This is a genomic window from Streptomyces sp. NBC_01017, from assembly GCF_045162795.1.
Taxonomy (GTDB): Bacteria; Actinomycetota; Actinomycetes; order Streptomycetales; family Streptomycetaceae; genus Streptomyces; species Streptomyces machairae.
Map to the genome: position 1 here is coordinate 6,880,934 of NZ_CP108683.1, position 11,248 is coordinate 6,892,181.

Below are 11,248 nucleotides of genomic sequence, written 5' to 3' on the forward strand. Positions count from 1 at the left end.
TCCCCCAAGACATCCTCAGATGCCAACCAACGCCCCCCAAGACGCTGCCTGACATCGTCAACTTAGACCGTCGAACCCCTTCGATGGTTACGTTCACATCACTGTGATCTGCGTCTCTTGCATATGTCCGTTAGCTACGCAAGAGCCCCGATATGGCGATCGGGACCCAAGCGTAAGGACGATGCGCGAGTCTTGTGAAGAGCTTATGTGAGCCTGGCGCCGGACTCCAGAGGGGTTCTTACTCGGACTTCGCCGAAAAGTCCGTAGCCTTCACCGAAAAGTCCGAAGTCGCAGGCTGTTCGACACCACGAAAACCGACGAAAAGGCCATCGCGGCCCCCGCGATCATCGGATTCAGCAACCCCGCCGCGGCCAGCGGCAACGCGGCGACGTTGTACCCGAAGGCCCACACGAGGTTGCCCTTGATCGTGGCGAGCGTCCGCCGCGACAGCCGGATGGCGTCCGCCGCCACCCGCAGATCACCGCGCACCAGCGTCAGATCGCTCGCCTCGATCGCCGCGTCCGTCCCCGTCCCCATGGCAAGACCCAGATCGGCGGTGGCAAGCGCGGCCGCGTCGTTGACGCCGTCGCCCACCATGGCCACGCAGCGCCCCTCGCGCCGCAGCCGCCGTACGGCCTCGACCTTGTCCTCGGGCAGGACCTCCGCGATCACCTGATCGGCACCGATGCCGACCGCGTCCGCCACCGCCTCGGCGACGGCCCGGTTGTCCCCGGTCAGCAGCATCGGAGTGAGCCCCAGCGCGCGCAGCTCGCGCACCGCCTCGGCGCTGGTCTGCTTCACCGCGTCCGCGACGGCGACGACACCGCGGGCCGCCCCGTCCCACCCGACCACGACGGCCGTACGACCGCCTCTCTCGGCCTCTTCCCTGGCGCGGGCCAGCCCGCTGGGCAGCACGTCGTAGAGGCGCCCCACGACCACGTCACGGCCCTCCACGCGCCCGCGTACGCCTCGCCCGGGCACGTTCTCGAACCCCTCGACCTGCGGCAGCCGCCCGACGCGCTGCTCCGCGCCCGCGGCGACCGCCCGGGCGACGGGATGCTCGGAGGCGTGCTCCACGGCGCCCGCGAGCCGCAGCACCTCGTCCTCGTCGGTGCCGTCGGCGGCGTACACCTTCTGGAGGGTCATGCGGCCGGTGGTGACCGTGCCGGTCTTGTCCAGGACGACGGTGTCGACCCGGCGCGTGGACTCCAGCACCTCGGGGCCCTTGATCAGGATGCCGAGCTGGGCGCCGCGTCCCGTGCCGACCATGAGGGCCGTGGGCGTGGCGAGGCCCAGGGCGCACGGGCAGGCGATGATCAGTACGGCGACGGCCGCGGTGAAGGCGGCGACCGTGTCGTCGGTGAGGCCGAGCCACGCGCCGAACGTGGCGACCGCGAGGAGGATGACCGCCGGTACGAACACCGCGGAGATCCGGTCGGCGAGCCGCTGCACCTCGGCCTTGCCGTTCTGTGCTTCCTCGACCAGCTTCGCCGTCCGGGCGAGCTGCGTGTCGGCGCCGACCCGGGTCGCCTCGACGACGAGCCGGCCGCCCGCGTTGACCGTCGCCCCGGTGACCGCGTCGCCGACGGTCACGTCCACCGGCACGGACTCGCCGGTCAGCAGGGCGGCGTCCACCGCGGAGGAGCCCTCGACGACGGTGCCGTCGGTGGCGATCTTCTCGCCGGGCCGTACGGCGAACCGGTCGCCGACCGTAAGCCGGCCGACCGGGACGCGGACCTCGCGTCCGTCGCGCAGTACGGCGACATCCTTCGCGCCGAGCTCCATCAGGGCCCGCAGTGCCGCTCCCGCGCGGCGCTTGGAGCGGGCCTCCAGGTAGCGGCCGAGGAGGATGAAGGTGACGACCCCGGCGGCCACTTCGAGGTAGATCTGCGAGGCGCCGTCCACACGGGAGACGGTGAACTCGAAGGTGTCGTGCATGCCAGGCATGCCCGCCACGCCCAGGAACAGCGCCCACAGCGACCAGCCGTACGCCGCGAGGGTGCCCATCGAGATCAACGTGTCCATGGTCGCCGCGCCGTGCCGGGCGTTCGTGAACGCCGCCCGGTGGAAGGGCAGTCCGCCCCAGACGACGACCGGGGAGGCGAGGGTGAGCGCGAGCCACTGCCAGTTGTCGAACTGCAGGGCCGGGATCATCGACAGCAGGATGACGGGAACGGCGAGCAGCGCGGAGACGGTCAGACGCCGGCGGTAGCCGGTCAGTTCGGCGTCCTCCGGGGGCTCGTCGGACGTGGGTTCCGGGGGAGCCGGCTCCTCGGCGGTGTAGCCCGTCCGCTCCACGGTGGCGATCAGGTCGGCGACCTGGATGCCCGCCGGGAAGCTGACCTTCGCCTTCTCCGTCGCGTAGTTCACCGTGGCGGTCACGCCGTCCATGCGGTTGAGCTTCTTCTCGACGCGGGCCGCGCAGGAGGCGCAGGTCATCTCGCCGATGAGCAGCTCGACCTGCGAGGGGGCGGCCGTCGCGGGCGCGCCCGGTGCCTCGGTTATCGGAGGTTGGTCGGTGGCGCGGGTCATGGCCAGGCTCAGGCCTTGCCGACCAGCTCGAAGCCTGCCTCGTCGACGGCCGCGCGTACGGCCTCCTCCTCCAGCGGGGCCGCGGAGACGACCGTGACCTCGCCGGTGGAGGCGACGGCCTTCACCGAGCTGACACCGGGGAGTTCGGAGATCTCGCCGGTGACGGCGCCCTCGCAGTGTCCGCAGCTCATGCCGCTCACCTTGTAGACGGCGGTGACGGAACCCGGGGTGTCGGTCGGGGCGGTCATGTGGATCTCCTCGTCGAGGCAGGTGGGGCTGTGGGGCTGTGGGGACCCAGGGGGTCCTTCATCTCCAAGGTATACCCCTGCGGGGTATTTCCCCAAGGGGGGTCGGCGCCTGACGGTACGGCGCGAGACACCCGAGGGTGCGGCACGAACCGCCCGAGGTGTGGCCGAACATGAGTGCGTCCGGCGCCATCGTCCCGGGATGCGGGTCGGCGCCGGGCGACGGACAGTGGGTCGAGGCGGGGGCCCTCGTACTCCGGAGCTGATCTATGCGCACCTTGCAGCAGAGCTGCGTCACGTCGCCGTTCGGGCCGGGTCGGGGCGGCCGGGCCGGTCGCCCACCAGCGGGTCGAGGTAGCGGATCAGGGCGTTCTTCAGTTCCTGGACGTAGGCGTCGCGCTCGACGCCCTCGTGGCCGAGAACCAGCTCCAGACCCACCTTGTACATGCCCAGGCACATATGGGCGGTCCGGGTGAGGTCGGCCGGGACGGCATCGGGCAGGAACGAGGACAGCAGGTCCTCGATCCGGGACAGCAGAGTCGCGTGCAGGGCGTCGTGCTCCTCGGCGATACGGCCGGGGATGTCGGGGCCGTGCATCAGCGCGAAGAACACCGGGTGCTCGCAGTTGAAGGCGATGAACCGGTCGACGGCCGAGCCGACGGCCTCGTCCAGGGGAGTCGCGGGGTCGACCGGGGCGAGTGCCTCGCCGTACGTCTCGCGCATCTCGTGCATGAGGCGGTCGCCCAGCTCGATCGCGATCGCTTCCTTGTTCGGGAAGAACTGGTACAGCGTGCCCGGCGAGACGCCCGCCTCGCGGGCGATGGCGTTGGTGCTGGCGGCCGTGTAGCCCGTGCTGGTGAAGACGGCCGCCGCGGCATCGAGCAGCTGGGCGATACGGCGCTCGCCGCGGGCCTGGCGGCGGCGCGGCTGCTCCTTCTCCTGCTGGACCTGGTCGTCCTTCTCCCGGTTGGCGGACACGCGTTATCCCCAGTTCTCCGAACGCGATTGACAAACGCGAGCGGTCGCTCGCATTCTTGGGAAACGCGAGCGATCTCTCGTGTTTGTCAGTCTATGGCAGTGACGGCTTCATGCTGCCCGGGCGGCGCACAGCATGGATCAGTGTGAAGGGGACACCGCACCATGACCGAAGTCAACAGGCCGCCCCGCGTCGGAGGCTGGACCCGTTTCGTGACGGCACGCCCCCGGTTGTCGCTGCTCGTGGCCCTGGTGATCACCGCTCTCGCCGTGCTGGCCGGCAGCGGCGTCGCCGACCGGCTGGGCAGCGGCGGCTGGGAGGACCCGAACGCCGAGTCGACGTACGCGACCAAGGCGCTGGAGCGCGAGTTCCCCGCCTCTCAGCCCAACCTCCTGCTGCTCGTGGACGCGGGAGACGCCTCGGTGGACGACCCCGCGGTCGCCGCGGAGGCGCGGCGGATCGTCGCGCGCCTGGCCGGCGAGAAGGGGATCACAGGAGTCGGTTCCTACTGGCAGGCGGACCCCTCGGCGGCTACCGCCCTGCGCGCCGAGGACGGCCATGAGGCTTTGATCGCTGCCCGCATCACCGGCGAGGAGAAGGAGGCGGGGGAGACCCTGGACCGCATCGCTCCCGAGTTCCGGGGTGCGCACGGCCCGGTGGACGTCAGGGTGGGCGGCCCGGTCGCGGTGCGTCACGAGATGCAGACGATCATCCAGGAGGACCTGATCCGGGCCGAGGTGATCGCCCTGCCGGTCACGCTGGTGCTGCTGGTGATGGTCTTCGGCAGCGCGGTCGCGGCCCTGCTGCCGCTCGGCATCGGCATCGTCGCCATCCTCGGTACGAACGCCGTGCTGCGCGGCCTCACCGAGGTCACCGACGTCTCGGTCTTCGCGATGAACCTCACGACGGCCCTGGGGCTGGGTCTGGCCGTCGACTACGCCCTCTTCATCGTCCGGCGCTTCCGCGAGGAACTCACCACCGGCGCCGAACCGTTGACCGCGGTCGGCACGACCCTGCGCACGGCCGGCCGCACCGTCCTCTTCTCGGCCCTCACGGTCGCGGTGTCCCTCGCGGCGATGCTGCTCTTCCCGCAGTACTTCCTGCGGTCCTTCGCCTACGCCGGGATCGCGGTGGTGCTGCTGGCCGCGGCAGCCGCGCTGATCCTCCTCCCCGCGGCACTGGTCCTGCTCGGCCACCGGGTCAACTCCCTGGATCTGCGCCGCCTGTTCCGCCGCGGTCGGCGCGCGAGCGGGCAGCAGGACGCGAAGGCGTCCACTCAGGAGCCCGGCACCTCTGGCACGTCCGTCACGTCCGTCACGTCGGGCACGCCAGGCACGACCGGCCCGTCCGGCGCCTCGGAAGCCAAGGCCTGGGCCCGCACGGCGAACCTCGTCATGCGCCGCGCCCCCTTCTTCGCCCTGGGCACCACCGCCGTGCTGGTCCTTCTCGGGCTGCCCTTCCTGGGCGTGAAGTTCGGCACCGCCGACGACCGCCAGTTGCCGTCGAGCGCCGAGTCCCATGTCGTGCAGCAGCACATCCGCGACGGCTTCCCGGGCAGCCCCGGCGGCGGCTTGGAGGTGCTCGCCGAGGGACGCGCGACGCAGGCGCAGTACGCCGACTACAAGCAGCGGATCGCCGCTCTCCCGGAGGTGCTCCGGGTCGACGGGCCGCTGGTGCGGGGCGACTCGGCGTACTTCACCGTGCTCCCGAAGGGCGAGGCGGTCGACGACCCGGCCCAGCGGCTGGTGGACGAGCTGCGCGCCACACAGGCACCGTTCGACACCAAGGTGACCGGAGCGGCCGCGGTCCTGGTCGACTCCAAGGACGCGATAGCCGAGCGCCTGCCCCTGGCGGCCGCCTTCATCGCGATCGTCACCCTGTTGCTGGTGTTCCTGCTGACGGGCAGCGTGCTGATCCCGATCCAGGCGGTGTTGCTCAACGCGCTGAGCCTGACGGCGATGTTCGGCGCGGTGGTCTGGATCTTCCAGGACGGCCATCTGTCCGGCCTGCTCGGCTTCACCACCCCCGGCTCGATAGAGACGACCCTCCCCGTGCTGATGTTCTGCGTCGCCTTCGGCCTGTCGATGGACTACGGCGTGTTCCTGCTCTCCCGCATCAAGGAGGAGTACGACACGACGGGCGACCACGACCAGGCGGTCCGCCACGGTCTGCAGCGCACCGGAGGACTGATCACCGCGGCCGCCGTGATCCTCGCGGTGGTGATGGTCGCGATAGGCACCTCGCGGGTGACCAACACCAAGATGCTCGGCCTCGGCATCGCCCTGGCGGTGCTGATGGACGCGATGATCGTCCGCAGCCTTCTGGTCCCGGCGGTCATGCGTCTCACCGGCCGGGCCACCTGGTGGGCCCCGGGACCGCTGCGGCGCTTCCACGAGCGGTTCGGAGTCAGCGAGTCGGGCGACGAACCGACGCCGGCCCCGGCGGCCGAGCCCGCTGAGGAGCGGGACAAGGTGAGCGCGGACCGCTGACCTCCGAGCGGGCGCGGGTGCCGTACCGCAAACCGGGTGGAGCGTCTAGCGTTCCTGATGATCTCCGTGCAAGGGGCGCGGCCGAAGGGAGACCGGCATGCGGGCAGTGGTGTTCGAGCGGTACGGCGAAGCGGCCGACGTGCGTGAGGTGCCCGACCCGCACCCGGCCCTCCACGGAGTGACCGTGCGGGTCGAGGCGACGGGGCTGTGCCGCAGTGACTGGCATGGCTGGCAGGGCCACGACCCCGGCATCCGGCTGCCCCATGTGCCGGGCCATGAACTCGCCGGCGTGATCGAGGCGGTGGGGGACCGGGTGACCGCCTGGCGCCCCGGCGACCGGGTCACCGTGCCGTTCGTGTGCGCCTGCGGCAGCTGCGCGGCGTGTGCAGCCGGCGACCAGCAGGTCTGCGAGCGCCAGACCCAGCCCGGCTTCTCCCACTGGGGCTCCTTCGCCCAGTACGTGGCGCTGGACCACGCCGACGTCAACCTCGTCGCCGTACCCGAGGAGATGTCGTTCGCGACGGCGGCCTCGCTGGGCTGCCGGTTCGCCACGGCGTTCCGGGCGGTTGTGCAGCAGGGCAGGGTGGCGGCGGGGGAGTGGGTCGCCGTGCACGGCTGCGGCGGGGTCGGTCTGTCGGCGGTGATGATCGCGGCGGCGGCGGGCGCGAGGGTCGTGGCGGTGGACGTCTCACCGCAGGCCCTGGACCTGGCGCGGAAGTTCGGGGCGGCCCAGTGCGTGGACGCCTTGAGCACACCGGACACGGCGGCGGCGATCCACGCCCTGACCGGTGGCGGCGCCCACCTCTCCCTGGACGCCCTAGGCTCACCCACCACCTGCGCCGCCTCCGTCAACAGCCTGCGCCGCAGGGGTCGGCACATCCAGGTCGGCCTGCTCCCCTCGGAGTCCGGCACGACCCCCGTCCCCATGGCCCGCGCGATCGCCCTCGAACTCGAACTGCTGGGCAGCCACGGCATGGCCGCCCACACCTACCCGCCGATGCTGGAGCTGGTGCGGTCGGGCGCGTTGCGGCCCGATCTGCTGGTGACGTCGACGATCACGCTGGACGCGGCGCCGTCGGCACTGACGGCGCTCGGGACGGCGCCGGGAGCGGGGGTGACGGTCATCGAGCCGTGGAGCTGAGATCCCTGGAGTCGGGATGGGTGGAGTCGGGATGGGTGGAGCTGGGACTGCCGGAGTTGAGGTCCGCGGAGTTGAGCGCGGCCCACTGGTGGTCGAGGAGAGCCATCAGCACCTCGTCGACCCACTCGCCGTCCCGCAGCTCGATCTCCCGCCGGACTCCCTCGACCACGAAACCGACCTTCTCGTAGACGTGCAGGGCGCGGAGGTTGTAGGCATACGCCTCCAACTGGATCCGGTGCAGCGCCAGTTGCTCGAAGCCATGGCCGACGATGAGCCGGGTGGCCTCGGTGCCCAGGCCCCGGCCCCGGCCGCGCGGTCCGATCAGGGTGCGGAAGGTGCAGCTGCGGGCGTCGGGATCCCACTCGTACAGCACGACCTCACCGACGAGTTCGCCGGTGGCGCGGTCGGTGACGGCGAGGTCGAGGCGGTCGGGCTGGTCGGAGCGGGTGCCGTACCAGGAGCGCAGCCGTTGCGGGGTGAGCTCGTTGGGCGAATCCCCGGTGTAGCTCTGGACCTCCGGGTCGCCGATGATCTCCCACATGCCCTCGGCGTCGGCCTCGGTGAACGGGCGGAGCACGGTCCTGTCGCCTGTCAGGGTGGGTTTGACGGAGAAACTCATGGGGCGACTGTGCCCCAAGGGGCGGTGGGGGCACAGTCGATTTTTTCCGGGAGGACGACTTCCCGGGAGGTCAATCCGATCTGCGCCCGCGGTTGCCCGGGCGGGATGCGACCCACGCCCGGACGGTGTCGGCGTACCAGAAGGGCTTGCCGCTCTCCACATGGTCGGGCGGCGGCAGCAAACCGTGCTTGCGGTAGGACCGCACGGTGTCCGGCTGCACCTTGATGTGAGCCGCGATCTCCTTGTAGGACCAGAGCCTTCGGTCGGTCATCGGTTGCACCTCCCTGCGCGCGCCGCGGCGGCGACCGGGGACGGTCGTCGGGGGTACCGTGCGCTGCGCTGGCGATCACAAAGCCTGTGCCCGGTCAACGACGCACCGTGAGAAGGGGACAGTGCCTGTGCACCGGGTGTGACGCAAGACCTGCGTACATGCGACATGTGTGACACGGAAGGTGCCTTTGTGACACGAGTGCTGCAAAGGCACACGAGTCACACAGGGCGCGGCACATTGACAGCCAGCGCCTGCTGCACCCCCCAGGGGCGCGGGGCTGTGTTGACTTGCGGCTCCGCCGCGTGGGCGCGACAAGCCCCCCAAAACCCGCACACGCCCCACCACAGAACCCGGCAGACGCCTAGGCGCCCCGCCTCTCCCCGCAGGGCCTGGTTCGAATGTCCGGACAAAATATTGACAGCCCTCCCCGGTCAGGCTAGAAAGCCGAAGAGAGCCGAAGCGCAACGCTGACAGCAGCGCCGCTGCAAAGGGAGACCGAGGGAAGCCGATGGCGTACGACTTGATCACCATGGGGCGGATCGGAGTGGACCTCTACCCCCTGCAGACCGGCGTCCCGCTGCCGCAGGTCACGTCCTTCGGCAAGTTCCTCGGCGGCTCGGCGAGCAACGTCGCGGTCGCCGCGGCCCGCCTGGGGCGCCGTACCGCGGTGATCACCCGCACCGGCGACGACCCCTTCGGCACCTACCTCCACGAGGCCCTGAAGGGCTTCGGCGTCGACGACCGCTGGGTCACCCCGGTCCCCGGCCTGCCGACCCCGGTCACCTTCTGCGAGGTCTTCCCGCCGGACGACTTCCCGCTGTACTTCTACCGGCAGCCCAAGGCCCCGGACCTGGAGATCGACGCCCACGAGCTGGACCTCGACGCCGTCCGTGACGCCCGCATCTTCTGGGTCACCGGCACCGGCCTGAGCGAGGAGCCCAGCCGTACGGCGACGCTGGCGGCGCTCGCCCATCGCGCCAAGTCCGGTACGACGGTCTTCGACCTCGACTGGCGCCCCATGTTCTGGAAGGACACGGCCTGGAGCGCCCCCGACGCGGCACGCGCCTTCTACGCCGAGGCCCTGAAGCACACCACCGTCGCCGTCGGCAATCTCGACGAGGTGGAGGTCGCGACCGGCGTGCGCGAACCGCATGCCGCGGCCCGCGCGCTGCTGGACGCCGGTGTCGAGGTCGCGGTCGTCAAGCAGGGCCCCAAGGGCGTCCTCGCCCTCAACAACAAGGGCGACCAGGCCGAGGTGCCGCCGCTGCCCGTGAACGTGCTCAACGGCCTCGGCGCCGGTGACGCCTTCGGCGGTTCCCTCTGCCACGGCCTGCTCGAAGGCTGGGACCTGGAGAAGATCATGCGGCACGCCAACGCGGCCGGTGCCATCGTCGCCTCCCGCCTGGAGTGTTCCTCCGCGATGCCGACGCCGGACGAGATCGAGGCCGCGATCGCCGCGGGGGCCGTCAAGTGACCGTAGACATAGGGGAACTCGTCCGCCTGCGCACCCAGCGCCCCGAGGCGATCGCGGAGGCGGCCGTCCGTCGCGCCCGTCGCCCGCTGCTCGGCGACTCAGGCCGGCTGATGATCGTCGCCGCCGACCACCCGGCCCGCGGCGCCCTCGGTGTCGGCGACCGCAAACTCGCCATGGCCAACCGCGCCGACCTGCTGGAACGCCTCTGCCTTGCGCTCCGTCGCCCCGGCGTCGACGGCGTCCTCGCGACCGCCGACATCCTGGACGATCTGCTGCTGCTCGGCGCCCTCGACGGCAAGGTCGTCATGGGATCCATGAACCGCGGCGGCCTCCAGGGCGCGAGCTTCGAACTCGACGACCGCTTCACCGGCCACCGCCCCGAGGACATCCAGCGCCTCGGCTTCGACGCCGGCAAGCTGCTCCTGCGGATCGACTACGACGACCCGGGCTCCCTCACCACCCTGGAGTCCACCGCCCGCGCCGTCGACGAGATGGCGGCGCGTCAACTCCCGGTCTTCGTCGAGCCGTTCATCAGCCACCGCACCCCCGAGGGCAAGGTCGCCAACGACCTGTCCGCCGAGGCCGTCACCAAGTCCATCGCGATCGCCTCCGGTCTCGGCGGCACCTCCGCCTACACCTGGCTGAAGCTCCCGGTCACCGAGAACCCCGACGACATGGCCGAGGTCATGCAGACCTCCACGCTGCCGGCGGTTCTGCTCGGCGGTGAGGTCGGCGACGACCAGGACGGGGCATACGAGAAGTGGCGCGGGGCACTCCAACTGCCCACCGTGCGGGGCCTGGTGGTCGGACGCTCGCTGCTCTACCCGGCGGACGGGGACGTGGCCGGTGCCGTCGACACCGCTGTAGGACTGCTGTGAGGGCCTTATGACGAACCACGAGCCGCACAACGGGACGAACAACGGGCCGCACGCCGGGACGGGCAACGGGACCCACAGCAGCCTGCGGATCGTGGAGTGGGAGCCCGGTGGCACGCACATGTTCACCACCGGGGACAGTGAATGGATCGTGCTTCCGCTGAACGGCGGATGCACCGTGGACATCGACAACGAGAAGTACCAACTCCTGGGCCGGGGAAGCGTATTCAGTGGAGTCACCGACTTCGCCGACGTGCCCCGTGACGCCCGGGCACAGATCGCCTCCGGCGCGGGTGGCCGCTTTGCTTTGGCAGGAGCGAAGTGCGAGCGAAGACTCCCCGCCCGCTACGGCCCCGCGCCGGAGGTCTTTGTCGAAGAGCCTTTGCGGCCACGACATGTACTGCGTCACCCGCCCTGTGGCAGAGCTTCGGGCCTGCAGCGCGGTCGCCGCCGGCTGTGGCGTGCCGTGTGCGTCCAGCGCCGAGCCCGGAAGGCGCGCACTCGGCCTGATGGCCGAAGGAGACGGTTTCGCAACGGCGTTGATCACCTGAGGGGCGGTGCACGCCGTCGAGCCACAGGGGGCGGCGGAGCCGTACAGGAGTGGCGGATCTGCTTCCATCCGGACC

At 70.9% G+C, this 11,248-nt stretch carries 9 protein-coding genes and 1 pseudogene; 5 read left to right on the forward strand and 5 right to left on the reverse strand.

Annotation, left to right across the window (positions count from 1 at the left end; translation table 11 throughout):
- Positions 1 to 270: 270 nt before the first annotated feature.
- The 3 genes from OG331_RS31575 to OG331_RS31585 form a co-directional block, all read right to left on the reverse strand.
- Positions 271 to 2,532, reverse strand: a complete 2,262-nt coding sequence (locus OG331_RS31575) for a heavy metal translocating P-type ATPase (RefSeq protein ID WP_406202451.1) — start codon at positions 2,530 to 2,532, stop codon at positions 271 to 273.
- 8 nt (positions 2,533 to 2,540) lie between these two features.
- Positions 2,541 to 2,780 (reverse strand): heavy-metal-associated domain-containing protein, encoded by a 240-nt coding sequence (locus OG331_RS31580; protein ID WP_406202453.1) that lies wholly within the window; start codon positions 2,778 to 2,780, stop codon positions 2,541 to 2,543.
- Between the two features lie 291 nt (positions 2,781 to 3,071).
- Complete coding sequence (locus OG331_RS31585; protein ID WP_406202455.1) at positions 3,072 to 3,755, reverse strand: TetR/AcrR family transcriptional regulator; 684 nt, start codon at positions 3,753 to 3,755, stop codon at positions 3,072 to 3,074.
- 162 nt (positions 3,756 to 3,917) lie between these two features.
- On the opposite strand from OG331_RS31585, the gene OG331_RS31590 reads away from it, so the two are divergent.
- Both OG331_RS31590 and OG331_RS31595 read left to right on the forward strand, forming a co-directional pair.
- Positions 3,918 to 6,242: an MMPL family transporter gene (locus OG331_RS31590; RefSeq protein ID WP_406202457.1), complete on the forward strand. Its 2,325-nt coding sequence runs from the start codon at positions 3,918 to 3,920 to the stop codon at positions 6,240 to 6,242.
- A gap of 97 nt (positions 6,243 to 6,339) precedes the next feature.
- The gene (locus OG331_RS31595) at positions 6,340 to 7,383 is read left to right on the forward strand and encodes a zinc-dependent alcohol dehydrogenase family protein (protein WP_406202459.1); all 1,044 of its coding nucleotides are present in this window, start codon (positions 6,340 to 6,342) and stop codon (positions 7,381 to 7,383) included.
- On the opposite strand, the gene OG331_RS31600 is transcribed toward OG331_RS31595, so the two are convergent.
- Both OG331_RS31600 and OG331_RS31605 read right to left on the reverse strand, forming a co-directional pair.
- Complete coding sequence (locus tag OG331_RS31600; RefSeq protein WP_406202461.1) at positions 7,364 to 8,002, reverse strand: GNAT family N-acetyltransferase; 639 nt, start codon at positions 8,000 to 8,002, stop codon at positions 7,364 to 7,366. The two genes, OG331_RS31595 and OG331_RS31600, sit on opposite strands and share 20 nt — an antisense overlap.
- Positions 8,003 to 8,072: 70 nt before the next feature.
- Positions 8,073 to 8,273 carry a MerR family transcriptional regulator gene (locus tag OG331_RS31605; RefSeq protein WP_362382724.1) on the reverse strand — a complete coding sequence of 67 codons (201 nt, stop codon included), beginning with the start codon at positions 8,271 to 8,273 and terminating at the stop codon, positions 8,073 to 8,075.
- A 508-nt stretch (positions 8,274 to 8,781) separates the two neighbouring features.
- Here OG331_RS31605 and iolC point away from each other — a divergent pair.
- The 3 genes and pseudogenes from iolC to OG331_RS31620 all read left to right on the forward strand — a co-directional run.
- Complete coding sequence (gene iolC, locus OG331_RS31610; RefSeq protein ID WP_406202463.1) at positions 8,782 to 9,747, forward strand: 5-dehydro-2-deoxygluconokinase; 966 nt, start codon at positions 8,782 to 8,784, stop codon at positions 9,745 to 9,747.
- Positions 9,744 to 10,625 (forward strand): deoxyribose-phosphate aldolase, encoded by an 882-nt coding sequence (locus OG331_RS31615; RefSeq protein ID WP_406202465.1) that lies wholly within the window; start codon positions 9,744 to 9,746, stop codon positions 10,623 to 10,625. The genes iolC and OG331_RS31615 overlap by 4 nt, the downstream gene beginning before the upstream one ends.
- Positions 10,626 to 10,632: 7 nt before the next feature.
- Positions 10,633 to 10,998, forward strand: a pseudogene (locus tag OG331_RS31620) (5-deoxy-glucuronate isomerase); the annotation flags it as partial.
- Positions 10,999 to 11,248: the final 250 nt, after the last annotated feature.